We start from the raw sequence: 22,302 nt of genomic DNA on the forward strand, positions 1-22,302 counted from the left end.
AGTCATCAACAACCATTAGAATTATCAATAATAAAAAAGGAAGCTTAATATGACTGATACACAATTCACTCAAATAACCGCCGCCGTCACTCGCTCAAAAGGTGCGCCTTTTACTATAGAAAAAGCGCAAATCAGAGCACCTAAGGCAGATGAAGTACTTGTTAAAATCGTTGCTACGGGCATGTGTCATACGGACATGATTGTACGCGATCAGTATTACCCAGTACCTTTACCTGCAATTCTTGGTCATGAAGGATCAGGTGTTGTAGAAGCAGTAGGACCTTTAGTAAAAAACATCGCTGTTGGAGATCACGTTGTTTTGACTTACGGCTATTGTTCGCAATGTAATTCCTGTCATACAGGTCATGAATCTTATTGCCAAGAGTTCTACCCAAGAAACTTCGGTGGTGGCGACATGGAAGGAAAATCGGCTATTCAAGATGCCAAAGGCGAACCATTACATGATCACTTCTTCGCCCAATCCTCTTTTTCTACCTACGCATTAAGCCTTGAAAGCAATACCATAAAGGTCTCAAAAAAAGCACCTCTTGAGTTACTTGGGCCACTGGGTTGCGGTATTCAAACGGGTGCAGGAGCGGTAATTAATTCGCTAAAAGTCAGCCCCGGTAGCAGTTTCGTCACTTTTGGAGCTGGTGCTGTTGGTTTGTCGGCAGTACTCGCCGCTCAAGTTGCTGGCGCAACGACCATCATCGCAGTAGATGTCGTTCCTTCTAGATTAGAGCTTGCGAAAGAACTTGGAGCGACTCATGTCATCAACAGTAAAGAAGAAAATGCTGTCGAACGAGTAAAAGAAATCACAGGAAATGGTGCCAAATTTGCGCTTGAGTCTACCGGCATACCTGCTGTACTACGTCAAGGCATCGACGCCCTTGGGTCTCTGGGTACAATAGGCGTTGTTGGCGCACCTGCATTAGGAACAGACGCCAGCTTTGACGTGAATGACCTACTGCTTAATGGTAAATCCATTCGTGGTGTTGTAGAAGGTGACTCCACAACAAAAATATTCATCCCGCAATTAGTGGAACTCTATCTACAAGGCCGATTTGCCTTCGATAAGCTAGTTAAATTTTATGCTTTTGAAGACATCAATCAGGCTGCAGAAGACAGCGAAAAAGGGATTACATTAAAACCCATTATTCGCATTTCTGACCACGTTTAATGGCAAATATCTAAAGGCCATAAAAAGTATCCTTGTGATTGGCAAGGATACTTTTATTATCTATCAATTCAAACAAGGACAACTAAGTTTTAGAGATAGCCTCTACAGCAATAAAATCAAACATAATTAAATTTGCCATGAAAACGTTAGTGTTCCATAACGCGTAAATTTATCCATTTCCCTGTCATTCTTATCACCATCAATACTAAATGGTGAATTAATAGCAAAAGCCAAAGCCATATCACCCCAAGAGTAAGTCAAGCCAGTGGTAAACGAATTACTGTTGTGGTTATAGTCTATAGATCGACTATTGCGGAAGGTATTACCATCGGTAAATATTTGATTAAATGTATAACCTACTTCAACTCCTGCAAAAACAAACCAACCTTCGTTAACAGCAATTGGGTTAGATGTTCTAGATTCCGCTAATAATACTGTGGCATAAGAATCATCAAGGTTCTGTCCATAACGCAACATAATCCCAGTATTTACTCCACTTCGTAAGGTACCAATACTCGCATTTGCGCCAGACAAAACATCAGTTCTACCATTATCCGCTACCCATGCTCGCCAAGTTCGTCCTCTGGATAACTCAAACACAACCTCGTTTTTTAATTGTGTATCCCAGCCCCTTGGGGTTTTAGCACTAATGACTCGATGCACTGCTTTTTGTGTTTGCTCACCCATTGCAATAGGACCAACAACACCTAAAGTCGTGCTGACTCTATCTGCATAATTTGGAGTCACGGAAATATAAGTATTCGTAAAACTTAATAGAGCGGAATAAGGGAAAGTTCCTTCAGCTGGGACCTTTTCTTCAATATCATATGGCGTAGTTAACGTTTGGCCTGCACTATAGATATTAACTGACGTTTTAACGTTTTCATTAGGCATACTCCACAATAATGGCTTAACCCAAAAAACAGGTTGCTGAATGGATTGAGCATCGTCACTAATCTCGAAGAATGAGACATATATACCATTGGTATAACCGTTGTCTTCATTGACAAAAAAGTCGTTGTCTAGTGTTGCAGACATCCAGTTAACATCAGCATAAGCTGGCAGCATAAAAATCCAACAAAAGCCTATAAAACATTTCCGTAATCTTATAAGCCCTTTTTGATTATTAGAAACTGCACCGCACTGCCCGCCCATTACTCACCTGCTTTGTTAGTATAAAAAAGGGAAATTATAAAGAGATCTTGGTGCAAAAACTGCATTAGATTACATCTATAACAATTTAATCATAAAAGAACAATTGGTGAGGAAACCCTTATGAATACGATTCTTTTGTGCACTTTTACAAGCCATCAAAAAATAGGAGATGTGAAAGTACAAAAACCTCTGTCGGGCATTTCCAGACAGAGGTTTCTATATAGAATGCCAAATAGGAAAAATGGCAGACGAACTTAGGAACTTAGCTAAGTGATATCTCTTAAAAAATCAAAAAACCTAGTGAAATAATCACTCCAGAACCGATCAAGGCCATCAAGCAATAACCCATTACGTCTTTTGCACCAAGCCCAGCAATTGCTAATGCTGGCAATGCCCAGAATGGTTGAATCATGTTTGTCCATGCATCACCCCAAGCAATCGCCATGGCAGTTTTCGCGGCATCAACACCCAATGCAGCGCCCGCTGGCATCATGATTGGCGCTTGTACCGCCCACTGACCACCACCGGAAGGAACAAAAAAGTTAACAATACCTGCACTCAAGAAAGTGAACAGCGGAAAAGTCGTTTCATTAGAGATAGACACAAACGCCTGAGAAATCACACCAGCTAATGATGCACCAGAATCACCCGTTGCTGTCATCATCCCCATGATCCCAGCATAGAATGGAAATTGCAGCAAAATACCAGAACAGTTACGCGCACCTTGAGAAACCGAGCTCAACAAACTCTTTGGTGTTCCATGTAGTAAAACAGCCGAAAACAAGAAGGTAAAGTTAACGACGTTTAAGTTCAGTGCAAAACCATTATTCACAAAGTAATAAATAATATAAGCAAAGCCCATTACACCTAGAAGCAATGACAAAACACGGCTATTTTCAAGACGTTCTGCCGGACTCATATCAGCTTTATTTGGGGTATCGACGACCTGCTCTTTTAATAATTCAGCGTCAATAGTAACCGTGTCTTGTGGTGCGGGATGCATCAAACGATTCAATAATGGAATCGTGATAAACATAACCGCCAAAATAGTTAGGTTCATCGTTGAGAAAATAGTCTCAGAAGTTGGAATAGGACCGGTCACCGCGCCATTGGTGACTTTCGAAATATTCGCCCCACCAGCAATAGACAATGGAATAGAGCCAGACAACCCGCCATGCCAAAACAAAAAACCGCTGTAAGCAGAAGCAATCAATAAACGGTAATCAACCCCCTTTACACGAGCAGCAATTTCTTTAGCAAAGATAGCACCTACTACTAAGCCAAAACCCCAGTTAACCCAGCATGCCATCGCACTGATAACGGTCACCAAGATAATCGCTTGCCCTGGTGTTTTCGCAACACCAGCCAACATGGCTAGCTTGCGCTTAAACGCTGGTGCACTGGCCATAGCATGTCCCGTCACAACCACCATTGCCATCTGCATAGAGAAGCTAAGCAAGTTCCAAAACCCACCTGCCCACGCGTTTACCACTTGCATTGGTCCCTGCTCGGTACTAGGCATAACCAATAAAAACACGGCGAAAGTTAAAACGATGGCAAAAATGAAAGGATCAGGAAGATAGCGCTGCAACAGAGTAACGAAGAATTGGCTTACTTTTTGTAAACCTGTTTGTTTTTGTTCGAGAGTATTCATCAGTTTTATCCTGTTTTTTATATTTTTTATTGGACGAAAAAAGCAAAAAACAGAAAGAGAGACTAACTAGGAGTCCCCTTTCTGCATCACTTATTACGTTTATTAATTAGATTTTTTGTGCCAATTTCCTTAGCGAGAAACCAACAAAGCAACGCCCATCCCGCCACCAATACACAAGGTCGCCAGTCCTTTTTTAAGGTCTTGGCGCTGCATTTCGTGAAGCAATGTAACCAGAATTCGACAGCCCGAAGCACCAATCGGATGGCCCAAGGCCACCGCGCCACCGTTCACGTTCACCTTACTAGCATCCAAATCAAGCTCTTTGTTGACACACAAAGCTTGTACCGCAAAAGCTTCGTTGGCTTCAATTAGATCCAAGTCAGATACTTGCCAATTAGCTTTCTTCAGCACTTTTTGAGTCGCGGCAATAGGACCTGTTCCCATGATTTCAGGATCAACACCCGCGCCATTCGCGGCTTCAATAACAGCAAGAATCGGCAAACCTAAACGCTTAGCTTCTACATCAGATGTCACTATCACCATGGCAGCACCATCGTTCAAGGTAGACGCATTACCTGCGGTGACTGTGCCGTCTTTAGCAAACGCAGCACGCAGTTTGCCAAGAGATTCAGCGGTAGTATCAGGACGAATTTGTTCATCGGCATCGACAATAACAGGCTCGCCTTTACGCTGAGGAATGGAGATAGGCAGAATCTCTTCAACAAATCGACCCGCAGCCTGTGCTTGAGCAGCTTTTTGCTGGGAGTTTGCGGCGAAAGCGTCTTGCTCTTGGCGGCTAATATCCCAACGATTAGCAATATTTTCAGCCGTTTGTCCCATATGATAATCGTTAAACGCATCCCACAAACCATCGGTCACCATGGAATCCAACAGTTCCCAGTTGCCCATTTTTTTACCAGAGCGACTGTTTGGTAACACATGTGCCGCTTGACTCATGCTTTCTTGACCACCTGCAACGACCATGCTGGCATCACCGTTCAACACAGCTTGCGCCGCTAATTGCACAGCTTTTAAGCCAGAACCGCAGACTTTATTAATCGTCATAGCGGATACATGTTTTGGTAAGCCTGCATGAATAGCTGTTTGACGAGCAGGGTTTTGACCGCAGCCTGCAGCCAGTACTTGGCCTAAAATTACTTCTTCAATGTGATCTTTCAAAATAGGTTGTTTGGCTAACATGCCAGACAAGAGTTGAGTGCCTAATTGCACCGCACTCAACGAAGATAAAGCGCCATTAAAAGCACCAATAGGTGTTCTTGCAGCAGCAACGATAACGGCTTTCATAAAAAGCTCCTGTAGTTATTATTCGTTATTGATCTGATGATTTATCACTTATAGAGAGACAAACGTCATTTCAGGAACATGATCCGGCACGATGAGTTTGCCTTGAGTTTTTTCGATAATTTCTTCCACTGAAACACCCGGTGCTCTTTCTTTCAACACAAAAGCGCCATTTTCAATTTCCAGCCAAGCTAAATCTGTTAAAACTTTTTTGATACAACCTTTGCCAGTAAGAGGCAAAGAACAATTAGACAGCAGCTTTGATTCGCCATCTTTGGAAGCATGAGTCATGGTGACAATAATATTTTCTGCGCCAGCGACCAAATCCATCGCGCCGCCCATGCCTTTGATCAGTTTATTGGGAATCATCCACGAGGCAATATTGCCGTTCACATCCACTTCGAATGCACCCAACACGGTCAAATCTACATGACCACCACGAATCATGGCAAAGGATTCAGCAGAGGAAAAAATCGACGCGCCTTTCACTGTGGTCACAGTTTGTTTACCCGCGTTGATCATGTCCGCATCAATGGTTTCTTCGGTAGGAAACTCGCCCATACCAAGTAAACCATTTTCAGATTGCAGCATGACGGCCATATTTTTGGGGACATAATTGGCAACTAAGGTAGGAATACCGATACCAAGGTTGACGTAAAAACCGTCTTGTAATTCTTGGGCAACACGTTGCGCCATTTGCTCTCTAGTAAGTGACATAAGAAACCTCTTTTTTATTCTATTATTCTGCTGTCTTAACGGTTCTTTTTTCGATGCGTTTTTCAAATGTACCGAGTACGACTCGATCCACATAAATACCGGGCGTATGGATGTGAGCAGGGTCTAATTCGCCAATCTCGACGATTTCTTCTACTTCTACAACGGTAATTTTGCCAGCGGTTGCGGCCAAAGGATTGAAGTTCTGTGCGGTATGACGATAGATAACATTACCGTAACGGTCTGCTTTCCATCCTTTAACTATGGCGAAGTCACCGATTATGGCTTCTTCCAAAAGATATTCACGACCATTAAATTCTTTGGTTTCTTTGCCCTCTGCGACAGGTGTACCGACGCCAGTGGCGGTGTAAAAAGCTGGAATACCCGCGCCACCAGCGCGCATTTTTTCCGCCAGGGTACCTTGTGGAGTGAGTTCTACTTCTAGCTCACCATTCAATAATTGCTTTTCGAACAAGGCATTTTCGCCAACATAAGATGACACCATTTTGCGGACTTGCTTGTCTTCCAGCAAAATGCCCAAGCCAAAACCATCCACACCGCAGTTATTCGACACAACGGTTAAACCTTTTGTGCCTTTGCGCTTGATTTCAGCGATCAGGTTTTCTGGGATACCACACAGGCCAAAACCGCCCGCAAGCACCGTCATATCATCTTCTAGCCCGATCATGGCTTCTTCATAAGAAGCGACGACTTTGTCAAAACCGGCCATATAAATTCTCCTGTCTTATTATTTTTAGATAGCTTTTAACTTCCAACCAGTTTGACCCAAGGCGATAAATTAATTAAATTTGTTTTTTCTATTTATTAATAAGTTTTACAAATATATATTTAACGACGAAAACTCAATAAAAAGACTTTTAGAGTAAGTATTGGCAAACACAGTAATTGTGCAAAGGTATCTATGAATATTAAACAAGTAAAAGCCTTCCTCGCTGTCGCTCAGTCAATGAGTTTTGCCAGCGCAGCCACACAGTTGCATTTGTCACAGCCTGCACTGAGTCTGTCGATTAAAAGCCTAGAAGATAATTTAGGTGGGAAATTACTGACTCGCACCACGCGCCATATTGCCTTAACTCCAGAAGGCGAGGCCTTGATGCCAATCGCCAGACGGTTATTGGCGCAATGGGAAAACGCAGAAGACGAAATGAAACAACGCTTTGCGTTACAGCTTGGCAAAATCACCATTGCTTCCATGCCATCCTTTGCTGCTTCGTTGCTGCCAAAAGCCATTCGTAATTACCATGCCTCGTACCCGAATATTCAGGTAGCTATCGACGATGTATTATCCGATGTGGTAGTAGAAATGGTACGTAACAACCAAGTAGAACTGGGGATTTCCTTCGAGCCAAGTAACCTTGTGGATTTGTCTTTCCATCCACTTTATGAAGACAGGTTTATCGCGATCTTGCCAAAAAATCACCCACTGGAAGGACAAGACACGATTTGTTGGCGGGCACTTTTAGAATACGATTTCATCACCTTGCAACGCCCTTCCAGCGTTCGCGCCATGATAGAAAGCACACTCCATGAGGCTGGCATCGAACTCAATGTGGCGTTTGATGCTCATCAACTTGCTACGGTAGGACGCATGGTCAGCGAAGGCATGGGCGTGGCTGTTGTTCCAGCACTGTGCCGACAACAAGCAATGGAACAAGGCGCAATCTGCCGACCAGTGATAGAACCCGAAATTCGCAGACGAGTTGGCGTTATCTGCCAACCCAGATCCAACCTATCCATCGCCGCAGCGGCCATGCTAGATGTGCTAATTAATACTTATGCTTGATAATCGCAATAGTGGACAAAATAAGGAACGATGAGAATCTTTTGCATTTAAGTCGTTTTCAGCATGCTTTTATGTCGCTGAAAGGACTATTCTTTTTGCGACTGGTGACAAAATAACCAGTCGTGCACACAACAAAAACAACAGCAAAAAGGATGTCCATATGCATAATCACGCAAACCGAGGCGTTATTTATCAAGGTAATGGCACAGTCAAAGTCGAAGCCATCCCTTTTCCTGAACTCGCTATTGGCAAACGCCGTTGCGATCATGGAGTTATTCTCAAAGTCGTCACAACCAACATTTGTGGCAGCGATCAACACATGGTGCGTGGTCGAACGACAGCTGAAAAAGGCTTAGTGCTTGGTCATGAAATCACTGGCGAAGTTATCGAATGTGGTCGCGATGTCGAATTTATCAAGGTTGGAGACTTAGTTTCCGTACCTTTTAACATTGCCTGCGGCCGTTGCCGTAACTGTAAAGAAGGCAAAACCGGTATTTGTCTAAATGTTAACCCTGCTCGCCCCGGTGCGGCTTATGGTTATGTAGACATGGGCGGTTGGGTTGGCGGACAAGCCGACTATGTTATGGTGCCTTACGCCGATTTCAATTTGCTTAAATTCCCTAATGCCGATCAAGCTCGCGAGAAAATCCAAAGCCTCACGCTACTTTCTGATATTTTCCCAACAGGTTTCCATGGTTGCGTCACCGCTGGCGTAGGTCCAGGTTCTACGGTTTATATCGCTGGTGCCGGTCCTGTCGGTTTGGCGGCGGCGGCGTCAGCGCATTTGCTTGGTGCAGCCTGCGTTATTGTCGGCGATATGATTGAAGATCGACTAAATCAAGCGCGTTCTTTTGGCTGTGAAACGATCGATCTAAAACAAGACGGCGATATTCAAGACAAAATCGAAGCTATTCTTGGTGATCGCGAAGTGGATGCTTTTGTGGATTGTGTGGGTTTTGAAGCCCATGCTTGTGGTTGTGATCACCATCAAGAATCCCCTGCTGTCGTATTGAACTCGGCCATGCAAATGACTCGCGCTGGCGGACAAATTGGTATTCCGGGCTTGTATGTCACAGAAGATCCAGGTGCAGTTGATAGCGCAGCTCAGCAAGGTAGTTTGAGTATGCGTTTTGGTCTAGGTTGGGCGAAATCTCATTCACTTCATACTGGCCAATGCCCAGTAATGAAATACCATCGCGCACTGATGCAAGCTATCTTGTTTGATAAAATTGACATTGCAAAAGCGGTTAACGTACAAATGATTTCACTTGATCAAGCACCACAAGGTTATGCAGATTTCGATGGCGGCGCAGCGAAGAAATTCGTTATCGATCCTCACAAAATGGTGAGTTGATAAACCCGCAAACTGAATAACTAGACTAAAAAAGCCTTGTCCCGCTAACGCATAAAATGACGTTAATAGGACAAGGCCTTTTTATTTATCTTGAGGCCTTTGTACGAAGTCACGAGCGAAGCCAAGACGAGGCAAAAATAGACGAAAAAGCGGAGTTTATGGGTTATAAATGAGCATTTTGAGTCTATTTTTAACAAAGTATTGGCAAGCGCAGTAGTCGTGCAAAAGTCTCATCTTACTTTTTTGATGGAAAATATTGCTTCTTAAAAACGGATAATACTTTCGGAAGATGATCTGGTAAATCTTCGGCAATAAGCCCTGCTCCAACTTCATTTCCCACTTCGCCATGCATCCAAACAGCTGAAGCAGCGGCATCAAATGGCGACATGCCTTGAGCAAGCAGCCCCAAAATAAACCCAGCCAATACGTCCCCTGAACCACCCGTAGCAAGATCCGCAGGCGCGTTTGAATTGATAATCGCTCGGCCATCAGGAGAGGCGATCACGGTATCCGCACCTTTTAATACCACGACCGCACCACTTTGTTTGGCGGCAAGTCGAGCACGCGTTAATTTGTCGTCTGCAAGGTTGTTATTAATTTCAGGGCTTTTATTAATCTTAGGAAATAACCGAGCAAACTCCCCTTCATGGGGCGTCATTACACAAGGGCCATTAATGGCATCAAAAAGCGTTTGTGGGTCATTGGCAAAAGCACTGAGTGCATCGGCATCCAACACAGTCGCACGACCGGTAATAAGCGCAGCAAGAACAATTTTGCGTGTCCGAATACTTTCGAAGCCTGCTAAACCAGCGCCCGGCCCCACCGCAATAGCATTATGACGCGGGTCTAATAACAATTCTTCAAAATCTTCCGCCTCTTGGCTCTGTTCTAACTTAGCCACCATCACACCAGTCAATGCCGTCGCATACACAGCCCACGCTTTAATTGGTGCTGCTAACGTGACTAAACCAGCGCCGATTCGCATAGCACCACGAGCAGTTAAACGACTCGCACCAGTGATGCTTTCACCACCAAACACCACCGCATGGCCACGATGAAATTTGTGCCCATCCAATCGTAGCAAAGGATAATCTCGATACCAAAGCTCTGGGCTATTTTCCCATGTTTGAAGGTTTAACTCGTCCAGCACCGTTACAGGAATACCGATATCAGCAACGACAAGTTCACCGCATAAACCTCGACCTGGAAACAATAAATGCCCTGGCTTTTTACGAAAGAAAGTCACGGTTAACTCTGCATGAGCGACTTTGCCAAGCGCAGCGCCCGTGGTGCCATCAACACCACTGGGGACATCTACCGCACAAATTGGTATCTCACGCTCAATCATGGCATCAACCATGTCGCGAGCTTTGCCTTCTAAAGAACGAGTCAAACCCGCACCAAACATGGCGTCGATAACCAGATCTGTTTGATCTAATAAATCGACCGAATACTCTTCAACTTCACCTTGCCAAGCATGAAAAAAACACGCAGCTTCTGGTGATAATTTTTCTACCGAACCCATAAATGCTAACCGCACAGGCCAGCCAGCAGCTTGCAAAAGTTTGGCGACAACAAATCCATCGCCGCCATTATTTCCCGGCCCACAAAGCACTAATACCGAACATGTAGACCAGCGCTCCAGCACAGCATCGGCTACCGCTTTTCCAGCTGCGGCCATCAGATCCATAGCGGGTACGCCAGCCACCACAGCGGATTTATCCGCCATACCCATTTCGCTTGCTGTTAAAAGTAATTGAGGATATTGCTTATGCATGTGAGCCATTGACTTCCACCTATTAATAACTGAACACATGATATCAGCCGATGTTAACCGCTACCTCATGAGATCTCGTTTACTCTAAACCCATCAGTAAGGCTCATCAAAATTATAATATATAGCGCATTTGAACAGCAGCTGAAACTAGGCTTTACTATATTGTCTAAGCCGTCACAGGTATGATGGCACATTCTTAACCTTTTAAACTTTTCGACTTATTACCGGACACTTTTATGAACGACGAGATCAACTACACAAACAATCCTCTACACGGTCTGGGGTTACAAGAATTGCTCACCCAGATAGTTGATCACTATGGTTTTGAGATTCTTTACGCCTATCTAAACATCAACTGCTTCAAGACTAACCCGAGCATTGAATCCAGTGTTAAATTCCTCAAGAAAACCGAGTGGGCACGGGAAAAAGTTGAAATTTTCTACCTTTATAAATTTAAAAACCTGCCACGAGTGTCATCTGAGCAATTTGAATTGCCACCTAGAAAGCGGATTATTCCAGAAGGCCAAACACCCCGCGAACCAGCAGAATTGAGTTTCGAAGATGCTGAACGCGTTAGAGAAAAACAGGCCCTGAAAGCCGCTGAACATGGCAAGACAAAAAGGTATGGCAAAGGCAAACCTGATAGATATTAGTAAGCATCAGCTGGTTAGCAACTCCCCTTGCCAGCGTCCTGACTCCCACTCGGCTTTTGTGACTTCCTTTATAAGAGGAATTACCGCATTTAATAAAGCCGTTTGTGGGCGATCTGCAGCAGTTGACACACAAACATCTCGCCATAACGTCGGCTCCACAATTTCTATTGCCTGTATCTGATTAGCCTGCTGTAAATGATAAAAAGCGGATGTGGGCGACAGCAATACCCCATGCCCATCCACCACATAGCGCAGTGTCGTCATTAATTGACCAAACGCAGCTTTATGAGGCAACTTAATACCCGTTTTCTCCTCATATTGATTCAAAACATATCCCAGCGAATCACGAGGGCCTGTGACAATCACTTCATGGTGGGACAGCTCTGAAAATGTAATCGTTTTTGCTCCACTCAGTTTTTTATATGATGCCACTTTGGGATCACAACCAACTGCAAGAAAAAGCTTTTCTCGAAACAGCTTTATTTGACGTATTTGACTTATATCTGACCCATCAGGCGATGAAATAGCTATATCTATTTCCCCTGATTGCAGTTGATTGGATAAGTTGTAAGACAGCCCAGCATGAAGATCTAACGTAATTTTAGGATAACGTTGCTCGACTAGTGCCAATAATGGCACCGAAATAATATTGCCAATTGGCTGTGTCATTCCAATTGATAAAACACCCGAGGGTTCATGTTCAAACTGATGCACATCGCATTTTGCTTGTTCCATTTGACGCATAATCGATTCTGCATGGGCGAGAAAAATCTGCCCACTCTGCGTCAACACCACACCACGAAAGCTACGATCAAATAAATTAGTACCAAGTTCATGCTCTAAGTTTTCAAGCTGCAAACTAATACTAGGTTGGGCAACATCTAATGCTCTTGCCGCTGCTGCGATGCTATTAAGCTCGGCTGTTTTTAGGAAAAAGGTGAGCTGCTTACTATTCATAATTATTATGGATACATAAAAAGTATTGAGCTATACCATATTTATTTTTGTTTTTTATAGCCAGTTTTTTATTTAGCCTATCAACAAAATAACAACACAAAGAGAGAAGTCATGTCTTCAACAAAGCGATATTTTGAAAAACCTAGTCGATTTAGTGATGCAGAATGGCAAGCTAGACTTGACCTAGCCGCCATGTATCGAATCTTTGCCTACCTAAAATGGGATGAATCCATTTATAACCATATTTCATTGCGCGTACCTAGCGAAGATGCACACTATTTGATTAACCCTTTTGGTTTACATTACAGCGAGGTCACCGCATCCAATTTGGTTAAGGTCGACCTAAAAGGCAATATCGTTGGTCATTCAGATTGGCCGATTAACCCTGCTGGCTTTACCTTTCACAGCGCTATTCATGACAAAGTAGAAGGCGCACATTGCGTTATGCACGTCCATACTACGCCTACTTTAGCTGTTTGCTGTTTAGAAGAAGGGATTTCTTACAGCAATTTCTACTCGGCGCAAATTTACAACAAAGTGGCTTACCATGACTTCGAAGGCATAACACTACACATGGATGAAGGCCAGCGCATTCTTGACAGTGCAGATGGCAAACCTATTTTAATGCTAAGAAACCACGGCCCTGTCGTCATGGGCGCAACATTAGCTCAAGCGTTTGCTCTAATGTGGTTAGTCAATCGAGCTTGCGAAGTACAAATGGCGACCATGTCGATGGGGAAAGTAAGAGAAATCCCTGAAGAAATCTGCAAAAAATGCACTGCGGACTCTCTACCATTAGACCCCAAATACGGTGCTGGTGAAGATGTATTTGCCGCGATGAAACGTATTATTGAAAAACAGGATCCTTCCTATAAACAGTAAATACCATTCCCACAACTAGTCTTATTATTTGATGTGCCAGTAAATTTAATAAATATCGATAGCGTTCCGTTTTTTACAATACTCATTTACATAATTCTCTTTGAATGAAGGGGGTTACAAATCTTGTAAAAACACACTGGAGCAATCGATGAATAATAAGAAAAATACTATCGTAGCCGCAGCAGTTGCGGCTCTTTCTCTCATTACTAGTAATACTGTAATGGCCCATGGAGGATCCCCCAACTATATAAAAATAGAGGACTCTCTCAAAAATTCTGGCGCCTCTTTTTTCTACGACAAAACAGCAAAAGAAGTGCATATTGCATTAGAAAAAGTGCATGCCTGTATTAAAGTTGGTGCAATGGAAGCCGAAGTAAATGGCAAAAAAATCCACCTTGATGCTCCTATCAAACTTGAGCATGGTAATCTTTTAGTAGAGAGTGGATTTGCTAATGATCTCTTTGAAGAATATGTTCCTCAAACTATTTCTATCAGTGATGCCAAACACCCTTTAGATCCCTTATCTCAAGCAGAAATCACCTTAACTCAGCAAACCGTCCAAGCTTCTAAATACTTCCGCAGCAATCTACGCTTTACTGAAATAAAATTAGCAGAGCCTGAAAAAAACAAAGTGTGGGCGTGGTCATTTGGACAGAAGGAAGACTTTCAGCGTCTGGCGAACTTTACGATTTTAGATGGTAAACAAGTCATTGAAGGCACCATCAATTTAGAAACAAAAATTGTCACTCGCTGGCAGCCAATCAAAGATGTTCACGGAATGGTGATCTTGGACGACTTTGTCGCTGCCCAAGAAATTATTGAAGGCAGTAAAGAGTATGCTGATGCACTTAAAAAACGAGGTATCAGTAATGTTAAGGAAGTCGTTGCAACACCTTTAACCGTCGGCTTTTTTGATGGGGAAGATGGGCTAAAAGAAGACGATCGCCTATTAAAAATAGTTTCTTATTTAGACATTGGTGATGGCAATTTTTGGGCCCATCCTATTGAAGGCCTAGTTGCTGTTGTTAACCTCGAAACCAAATCCATTGAAAAAATTGAAGACAGCGGCGTCATACCTGTTCCAATGAAGCCAAACCCTTATGATGGACGAGATCATAAAAATAAGGCATCCGTAAAACCAATTGCCATTTCAGAACCTAAAGGTACTAATTACAAAATTTCTGGCAACACTATCCATTGGCAAAACTGGGATTTCCACCTAAAACTTGATCCACGTGTTGGCCCTGTTCTCTCTACGATGACGTACAACGACCAAGGCACCAAACGTAAAATCATGTACGAAGGCTCCCTTGGCGGAATGATTGTCCCCTACGGTGACCCTGATATTGGTTGGTATTTTAAAGCGTACCTAGATTCAGGCGATTACGGTATGGGAGGACTTACTTCTCCTCTTGAGTTGGGTACTGACGTTCCACCTAATGCCAAATTATTACCAGCAACCTTAGCTGATAACAGCGGTGCACCTTATACGATCCCTAATGCCATCGCGATATTCGAGCGCTATGCTGGTCCAGAATACAAACATAATGAAATGCTAGGAAGCGGAGCAGGAAATCAAAGCCGTGCGCGCAGAGAGCTTGTGGTTCGCTGGGTAAGTACCATCGGCAACTACGACTACATGTTTGATTGGGTATTGCTAGCAAATGGTACGATCAAACTAGACGTTGGTGCATCGGGTATTGAAGCCGTGAAAGGTGTGAAAACCAAAACCATGCACGATGCTACCGCTAAAGATGACACTCGTTACGGCACTCTGATTGATCACAATATTGTGGGCACTACACACCAGCACATCTATAACTTCCGTTTAGATCTAGATGTTGACGGTGAGAAAAACTCCTTGGTAGAGCTTAACCCTGCGGTTGAAAAAAACACTTCTGGAGGTCCACGTAAAAGCGTTATGGTCGTGAATCAGCATACCGTGAAAGACGAGCAAGAAGCGTCTCAAAAGTTTGATCCATCCACTATTCGCTTGATGAGCAATCCAAACAAAGAAAACCGTATGGGCAACCCTGTTTCCTACCAAATCATTCCATTTGCTGGGGGAACTCATCCTATCGCCAAAGGTGCTCTCTTTAGCAAGGATGAATGGATATTCAAACGCGTAAATTTTATGGATAAGCAAATTTGGGTCACCAATTACAAACCTGAAGAACGTTTCCCAGAAGGTACTTACCCTAACCGTGCTAAAACAGATACCGGTCTGAAGGTGTTCATTGAAGACAATGAGTCTATTGAAAATAAAGATAACGTATTATGGATAACAACAGGGGCGACACACGTTGCTCGTGCAGAAGAGTGGCCAATAATGCCAACAGAGTACGTGCATGCCATGCTCAAACCATGGAACTTCTTTGATCAAACACCAACACTTAATCTGCCAGCAAAAACAATGGAAAAATAGAAATATATCAAAGTAGGGGCGAATAAGAGCGATTTAACAGCTTGTTTGCCTTTTCCTTCTTGATATTTGAGCAATGTTAAAAAAGTGACAGCTGAAATCACAAAGCTGATGGAGCGTAGAACTATATAAACTCACCATTCAAACTAACGTTCAAGTAGGATGTATTAAGTCATCTAGGTAAAGAGCTGGGGTTAGTAAAAAAGAATCATTATTATCTAGCGATCTTTTCTTGATGAGTCACTAGGAAAGGTATTGGCTGTTTGATACTCAGCCAATACCCTACTAATAAATAACTACTTAATAAGGTCAGAAGCATCGTTTCTAGTAAGATTAATATCAAGCATTTTCTCCAAAAAACAACTTGGCGTCATCTGAGTAAAAAATTTAAAATCTTTAATTAAATGAGAATCATCATAGTATGAAAAACCCATAAAATCTGTGTGATTATTTTTTTGAAAACTTTCACCATATAAAACATCACTAATAATATTTTGAAAGCGAACAATGCGACTATATTGCTTTGGCGACATACCAATACTTTTATTGAACTTCTTTCTAAGCAATCGCTCACTTATCCCTATATCATTTGAAATATCTGTAATTCTCTTTGTTCCGTGGCTGTTTATAATTTTATCTATACAATAATCAATCAAATCTACTTTGTAGCCATCTAGCGCACCAGATTCTTTCAGCCAATTTTCTAAAATTTTAATGCGAGAAGAAAAGCTAACAGCCAACGTTAAATCATCTAATAAACATGAATCGTCTTTAATAACCGCGCCCAATGGAATACCAAGACTTATTATTTCAGCATAAGGTATAAAAGATAATCTTCGGCTAACAGAAGTTGAAATACGAATGCCACAGTACATTTTTTCTTGCTGATAATTAATAGTCGTTGGTGTAATGACAGATCCCCAAAGGATGGCAGATTGGCACCCATCATCACAACAAAACTGAAAATCAGCACAACCGTCTGCAATAACAATAGTTTCGTTAAAAACAGAAGTGCTAAATTGATAGTAAAGAACTGAAATATTGGAGTAATGAACAATACGTTCATTATAATTATTAAAGTCTAGTGCAAAACAATATTGAGCAGGAATCGAATGGTGGGCTTTCATATAAACCTCTTTTTTTAATAGTAGACTCCTTTCTAATGTAGAATAAAAAGCCATTATCAATTTTGATAATGGCTTTTTGATATCATCCGCAAAACATCTAGGTATTACTGACTCAATTCACTTACATTTTTTCTAAAGTAAGCAAGTGCTGCTTTTGCATCCACTTTACGATCAGATACAGAGTCAATCCACGCCTGATCTATTCCCTCTTCTAATTTGTCCATATCTTTTACGATAGCATCATCTTTAGAAAGATAGACCACGTTCACACCGTTCGCTTTTGCCTCCAAGATGCCGTCTTGATCTTCTTTACCCCAAGCTGCGCCAGCGAGTCTTGAAAGCTTTTCACCTGATACACTCATGATAGCGTCTTGGTCTTTTTTGCTAAGACTGTCTAGCGTATCTGGGTTCATCACAATACTAAATGCGGTGGTATAAAGCCCTTTAGGGAACAAAATAAGGTCAGTCGTCACTTCATTTAATCGCAAGGTCTTTTGCTGCGAAGCCGGTAAAAATGTGCCATCTACCACACCTTGCTGCATCATTTCATAAGATTTAGGTGCAGGAGCAGAAACGGGTGTCACTTCTAAACGTTCAGCAAGAGTATTCACCAAACCACCACCAATACGCATTTTTTTACCTTTCAAATCGTCTAACGATTTGACTGGAAAGTTGGTATTCAACTGACCTGGACCATGTACAAACAAGGCAAGCAATTCAAGACCTCTGAATTCTTGGTCTGCTTTGAAGAATTTTTCATAGGTATGCCACAGCGCCACAGAACCAACTTCTGCATCGGTTATTTCACCTGGGATTTCAGCCACACTGGCTAACTTAAATCGACCTGGCAAATAAGCGTTAACACTAAAACCTACATCATATACACCATCTTCTACGGCATCGAAAATCGTTTTAGGATCACCGGTATAGTTTTCGATAACCACTTCAACACGGCCCTCAGTCGCCTTTTCAACCCACTGCTTCCAAGTTGGCCAAACAATTGAGTTTTGCGAACTAGTTGGCGGTAACCAAGTAGCAACATGTAAAGTCGTCTCTGCAGCTGAAGCCAGTCCGGATGCTAAAATTGATGTACCGCAAACTGCCCAAAGTAGATTTTTTTTAACACTAATCATATTTATTATTCCTATAGTTTATGATTTACATTGATAAAAAATTAGCTCTCTCATAACAATGACTTTATATAAAATCAGTAAAAAACTCATAATTATGTAAAGTCAAAAACACCCTAACCATCAATAAAACACATTTTAAAAATCATTAGTCATATAAAAAATTAGGCAAAAACATCGATACTGGAACGATAAACACAATGATCAAAAGTCGAACAATATCCACACACCAAAACGGTGTAACACCTTTAAAAATAGTGCCCGCTTTTACATCTTTTAATACCGCACTTAATACAAAGACATTCATCCCGACCGGCGGGGTTATTAAGCTAATCTCCGTCACGACGACAACAACAATGCCAAACCAAACAAGGTCGAAGCCCAAGCTAGACACAAGAGGATAAAAAACCGGCACTGTCAGTAGCAACATGGAAAGACTTTCGAACACCATTCCGAGAATGATATAAATGGCGAGGATAACCATAATCACCAGCATAGGACTTAATTCCAAGGCCGTGACAAAACTCAATAAGGCGTCAGGCAAACCAGCTCGGGTAATAAAGTCCGAAAAGATAAACGCCCCGATCACAACACAAAACAACATGGCAGACGTTCGCGCTGTATCCACTAAGGTCTCAACGATTCCTCCAAAGCTCAGACTATGCCGAGCCAAACCAATAATTAGTGCTCCACCCGCACCAATTCCTGCCGCTTCAGTCGGTGTAAATACACCTAAATAAATACCGCCCATCACAATAGTGAAAAGCAATAAAACGCCCCAAATACTCTTTAGAGCAACCATTCGTTCTTTAAAACCCATTCGCTCCCCAGCAGGGCCCGCCTTAGGGTTTCGCCATACAACGTAACGAACAGCACACATATAAAGAAAAATGCCCAACATGCCAGGAATAAAGCCAGCCGCAAATAACTCACGAATACTGGTTTGTGTTAGCAAGCCATAAATAACCAGAATAACGCTAGGAGGAATCAAGATGCCCAGTGTTCCACCTGCGGCGATAGATGCCGTTGCCAGACTATCCGCATAACCAAACTTACGCATTGGTGGCATAGCCACTTTTGCCATGGTTGCAGAAGTAGCCAAACTAGAACCACAGATAGCCGAAAAGCCACCACAAGCTAAGACTGTCGACATAGCCAGTCCGCCTTTTCGATGCCCTAAAAAAGCATAAGAGGCGTTATATAATTCCTGAGATAAACCAGAACGAGTCACTAAATTCCCCATCAGAATGAACAAGGGAATCACTGATAAATTGTAGTCTTGTACTGTACCTATCACCCGACTGGACGCCAGTGTCAGCGCTGAAGTCCAACGAAAAGACAGTACATTATCAAAACTTAGACCCTGCAAAATAGCAAAACCTAAAAAGCCAACCACTCCCATTGCAAAAGCGATCGGCATACGAATGATCAGAATTAAAAACAACAGAACGGCAAAGCCGATTAATACAACTGACATGCTACTCTCCAAACTGCTGTGATTCGTTATTGCCTTTCAGTACGCGATACGCACCGTAAGTCAACATACAAGCTGCCGTGATCCAGCTCATAATGGCGATATATTCGGTTAAATATCCAGTTGGTATTTTTAAATATTCGCTAACTTCTCCACGACGCAGAGAGCGCTCAGCCAGTTCATAAATACGAATGGCTAAGAAATAAAACGAAGAAGAGATAATAAATACTGAAAATATTCCAAGAACTTTAACGATACGACTGCCTAAAATATGATCCAGCAAATCCACAACCACATGACTACCACGCCATGTAATCAACGGCATTTGAGCAAAAACCATAATAGCCAAGCCCATTTGAGTCAGTTCAAAGGCACCATTAATAGAATTATTAAATAGATAACGGCCCACCACATCCACACAAGTAAGTGCCATCAACAAAAACAAAACCGTTGCAGAAATCCCTTCTAATACCAAACCAACCCAGCGATAGAGGTTTGGTTCTGGGTAATTTTTATCAATCCAGTCTCTTATCGACATAACAACTCCTAAATTCTTTTATTGTTTTAAACTAGGTAAAATGCGCAAGACTTGAAAAAGGGAGAATAACTCCCCCTTGTAATAATCAATCAAATTGCTTTTTAACTAAAGTTAAAATGTCGTAACTGGCAACTAATTCATCATGCTGGTTAGTGACTTGAACGTCCCAAACCACCACGCCCTGAGGCTCGCCTTTCGGACTTAACTTGCCTTGGTCAATTTTGCGTTTGCAGGTTAAACGCGCGCGAATGGTGTCGCCAATTGGAACTGGAGTGATAAAGCGCAAGGTATCCAAGCCATAATTTGCCAATACCGGACCTTCTCCAGGAGAAACAAATAAACCCGCGGCTGCCGATAAAACAAAATAGCCATGGGCAATACGCTGCTCGAACTGAGAATCGCGTGCGGCTATATCGTCGAAGTGCATATAGAAATGATCTCCGGACAAACAACCAAAGTTCACTATGTCGGTTTCCGTAACAGTACGTCGATGAGTAAGCAAAGACTCTCCAATGCGAAGATCTTCGAAATAACGACGGAATGGATGCACATCACTTTCATAGGTTTCGCCACCACGAACATATTCTCCGGTGACCGCCGACAACATCGTTGGAGAACCCTGAATAGCAGCACGTTGCATATAGTGTTTAACACCACGTATACCGCCTAATTCTTCACCACCACCAGCGCGTCCTGGACCACCATGCTTTAACATTGGCAGCGGAGAGCCATGTCCGGTAGATTCTTTTGAGGATGCTTCGTTCAAGATATGCACTCGGCCGTGCCATGCGGCTAAAGCAGGCACCACTTTTCTTGCAATCTCAGGGTCTTGAGTCACTAAAGTTGTTACCAAAGATCCCTTACCACGAGCTGCAAGCGCGATAGCATGGTCGATATCTTTATAAGGCATTAAAGTACTGATTGGACCGAACGCTTCTATGTCATGCGCTCCGCCTTCTGCATCTGGATCATTACTCAGCAGCAAGGTAGGTTGCACAAAAGCGCCTTTTTCAGAGCCTTTACCTAAAAGCTCAAAACTGTCTTCATGCCCATAAACTACGCTACTGCTTTTTAGCAGCTCTTCAAGCTGCCCTAAGACATCCTCTTTCTGTTCAAAAGAGGCCAATGCCCCCATGCGAACGGTATCTAAATGCGGATCGCCGATTGACACTTTAGCAAGGCGTGCACTTAAGTGTTCCGAAACTGCTTCTACTTGATTTTCAGGAATCAATACTCGACGAATAGCGGTACATTTCTGCCCTGCTTTCACTGTCATTTCCCGTGCGACTTCTTTAATGAAAAGCTCAAATTCTGGACTATCGACAGAGACATCTGGCGCTAGGATAGCGCAGTTCAATGAATCTGCTTCGGCATTAAAAGGAATAGAGTTATTGATGATATTTGGTGTGACTTTTAATTTGGCTGCGGTACTCGCAGAGCCCGTAAAAGTCACCACATCTTGACCATCCAAACGATCTAATAAGTCGCCAGTACGTCCAATGATTAACTGCAAACTGCCTTCTGGCAATAAACCAGACTCTTGCATCAAACGCACACAAGCCTCAGTCAAATAAGAGGTAGACGTCGCAGGCTTAACAATACAAGGCATGCCCGCCAAAAAGTTAGCTGCGAATTTTTCTAACATGCCCCAAATTGGGAAGTTAAACGCATTGATATGTACGGCAACACCTTGGCGAGGCACCAAAATATGCGTACCAAAAAACTGCCCATCACGACCCAAAGGAAAGGCATCATCTTCGTGAATCAGGTTGCCGGATGGCAACTCACGTCGGCCTACGCTCGCGTACGCAAATAAAGTACCTGCACCACCTTCTATGTCTACCCAACTGTCATTGCGAGTCGCTCCAGTCAACAGAGAAATGGCGTATAACGACTCTTTATATTCGAGTAAATGTTTGCCTAAGTCGCGTAAACAAGACGCGCGACTTTGAAAGTCCATTGCCATTAAAGAAGCACGACCTTTGGTGCGGGCAAATTCCAGTGAACGGCCAAAATCAATGGTTTCAGCGTGTGTGTGATAAATCGTTTCACCGTTGACAGGGCTAGCTAACGCTTGTCCAGCTTGATTACCTAACCACTCCCCAGCAATAAAGCTTTGTAGAACTGGGCTTTGTAAAATATGGCTTTGGCTCATAGTGCTCTCCATCAGTGGCATAAA

The 22,302-nt window shown here is 42.8% G+C and carries 18 protein-coding genes; 6 read left to right on the plus strand and 12 right to left on the minus strand.

What is annotated here, in order from left to right:
• Window positions 1–49: 49 nt before the first annotated feature.
• Window positions 50–1,180, plus strand: a complete 1,131-nt coding sequence (locus CCS02_RS08470; RefSeq protein ID WP_072838236.1) for an NAD(P)-dependent alcohol dehydrogenase — start codon at window positions 50–52, stop codon at window positions 1,178–1,180.
• A gap of 126 nt (window positions 1,181–1,306) precedes the next feature.
• On the opposite strand, the gene CCS02_RS08475 is transcribed toward CCS02_RS08470, so the two are convergent.
• The 5 genes from CCS02_RS08475 to CCS02_RS08495 all read right to left on the minus strand — a co-directional run bounded on the left by CCS02_RS08475 (window position 1,307) and on the right by CCS02_RS08495 (window position 6,735).
• Window positions 1,307–2,248, minus strand: a complete 942-nt coding sequence (locus tag CCS02_RS08475; protein ID WP_232728847.1) for a lipid A deacylase LpxR family protein — start codon at window positions 2,246–2,248, stop codon at window positions 1,307–1,309.
• A 367-nt stretch (window positions 2,249–2,615) separates the two neighbouring features.
• On the minus strand, window positions 2,616–3,989 hold the full coding sequence (locus CCS02_RS08480; RefSeq protein ID WP_100636340.1) for a short-chain fatty acid transporter: 1,374 nt from the start codon (window positions 3,987–3,989) through the stop codon (window positions 2,616–2,618).
• A gap of 129 nt (window positions 3,990–4,118) precedes the next feature.
• Window positions 4,119–5,294, minus strand: a complete 1,176-nt coding sequence (locus CCS02_RS08485) for an acetyl-CoA C-acetyltransferase (protein ID WP_100636341.1) — start codon at window positions 5,292–5,294, stop codon at window positions 4,119–4,121.
• Window positions 5,295–5,342: 48 nt separating this feature from the next.
• On the minus strand, window positions 5,343–6,008 hold the full coding sequence (locus tag CCS02_RS08490) for a CoA transferase subunit B (RefSeq protein ID WP_100187557.1): 666 nt from the start codon (window positions 6,006–6,008) through the stop codon (window positions 5,343–5,345).
• A gap of 22 nt (window positions 6,009–6,030) precedes the next feature.
• Window positions 6,031–6,735, minus strand: coding sequence for a CoA transferase subunit A (locus CCS02_RS08495; RefSeq protein ID WP_072838241.1), 705 nt, complete (start codon window positions 6,733–6,735; stop codon window positions 6,031–6,033).
• Window positions 6,736–6,927: 192 nt separating this feature from the next.
• On the opposite strand from CCS02_RS08495, the gene CCS02_RS08500 reads away from it, so the two are divergent.
• Entirely contained in the window at window positions 6,928–7,809 is an 882-nt protein-coding gene (locus CCS02_RS08500) for a LysR family transcriptional regulator (protein WP_100636342.1), read from the plus strand.
• A 160-nt stretch (window positions 7,810–7,969) separates the two neighbouring features.
• Window positions 7,970–9,163 (plus strand): formaldehyde dehydrogenase, glutathione-independent, encoded by a 1,194-nt coding sequence (fdhA, locus tag CCS02_RS08505; RefSeq protein ID WP_072838248.1) that lies wholly within the window; start codon window positions 7,970–7,972, stop codon window positions 9,161–9,163.
• A 235-nt stretch (window positions 9,164–9,398) separates the two neighbouring features.
• On the opposite strand, the gene CCS02_RS08510 is transcribed toward fdhA, so the two are convergent.
• On the minus strand, window positions 9,399–10,949 hold the full coding sequence (locus CCS02_RS08510) for an NAD(P)H-hydrate dehydratase (protein WP_100636343.1): 1,551 nt from the start codon (window positions 10,947–10,949) through the stop codon (window positions 9,399–9,401).
• Between the two features lie 227 nt (window positions 10,950–11,176).
• On the opposite strand from CCS02_RS08510, the gene CCS02_RS08515 reads away from it, so the two are divergent.
• Window positions 11,177–11,593, plus strand: a complete 417-nt coding sequence (locus tag CCS02_RS08515) for a VF530 family DNA-binding protein (RefSeq protein ID WP_100636344.1) — start codon at window positions 11,177–11,179, stop codon at window positions 11,591–11,593.
• Window positions 11,594–11,599: 6 nt separating this feature from the next.
• On the opposite strand, the gene CCS02_RS08520 is transcribed toward CCS02_RS08515, so the two are convergent.
• Window positions 11,600–12,550, minus strand: coding sequence for a LysR family transcriptional regulator (locus CCS02_RS08520; RefSeq protein WP_100636345.1), 951 nt, complete (start codon window positions 12,548–12,550; stop codon window positions 11,600–11,602).
• A gap of 111 nt (window positions 12,551–12,661) precedes the next feature.
• Between CCS02_RS08520 and CCS02_RS08525 the strand changes: the two genes are divergently transcribed.
• Window positions 12,662–13,432, plus strand: a complete 771-nt coding sequence (locus tag CCS02_RS08525) for a class II aldolase/adducin family protein (protein ID WP_100636346.1) — start codon at window positions 12,662–12,664, stop codon at window positions 13,430–13,432.
• Window positions 13,433–13,580: 148 nt separating this feature from the next.
• Complete coding sequence (locus CCS02_RS08530) at window positions 13,581–15,857, plus strand: copper amine oxidase (protein ID WP_100636347.1); 2,277 nt, start codon at window positions 13,581–13,583, stop codon at window positions 15,855–15,857.
• A 293-nt stretch (window positions 15,858–16,150) separates the two neighbouring features.
• Here CCS02_RS08530 and CCS02_RS08535 read toward each other — a convergent pair whose 3' ends face one another.
• The 5 genes from CCS02_RS08535 to paaZ form a co-directional block, all read right to left on the minus strand.
• Window positions 16,151–16,981 (minus strand): helix-turn-helix domain-containing protein, encoded by an 831-nt coding sequence (locus tag CCS02_RS08535; protein ID WP_157807981.1) that lies wholly within the window; start codon window positions 16,979–16,981, stop codon window positions 16,151–16,153.
• A 104-nt stretch (window positions 16,982–17,085) separates the two neighbouring features.
• Window positions 17,086–18,114 carry a TRAP transporter substrate-binding protein gene (locus tag CCS02_RS08540; RefSeq protein ID WP_072838257.1) on the minus strand — a complete coding sequence of 343 codons (1,029 nt, stop codon included), beginning with the start codon at window positions 18,112–18,114 and terminating at the stop codon, window positions 17,086–17,088.
• Between the two features lie 145 nt (window positions 18,115–18,259).
• A complete protein-coding gene (locus CCS02_RS08545) occupies window positions 18,260–19,588 on the minus strand; it encodes a TRAP transporter large permease (RefSeq protein WP_100636349.1) in 1,329 nt (442 codons plus the stop codon).
• Between the two features lies 1 nt (window position 19,589).
• Window positions 19,590–20,123, minus strand: a complete 534-nt coding sequence (locus CCS02_RS08550) for a TRAP transporter small permease (RefSeq protein WP_072838259.1) — start codon at window positions 20,121–20,123, stop codon at window positions 19,590–19,592.
• Between the two features lie 85 nt (window positions 20,124–20,208).
• Window positions 20,209–22,278 (minus strand): phenylacetic acid degradation bifunctional protein PaaZ, encoded by a 2,070-nt coding sequence (gene paaZ, locus CCS02_RS08555; RefSeq protein WP_100636350.1) that lies wholly within the window; start codon window positions 22,276–22,278, stop codon window positions 20,209–20,211.
• Window positions 22,279–22,302 lie beyond the last annotated feature (24 nt).

The sequence above is a fragment of the Marinomonas sp. ef1 genome (assembly GCF_002806845.1).
Lineage (GTDB): Bacteria > Pseudomonadota > Gammaproteobacteria > Pseudomonadales > Marinomonadaceae > Marinomonas > Marinomonas polaris.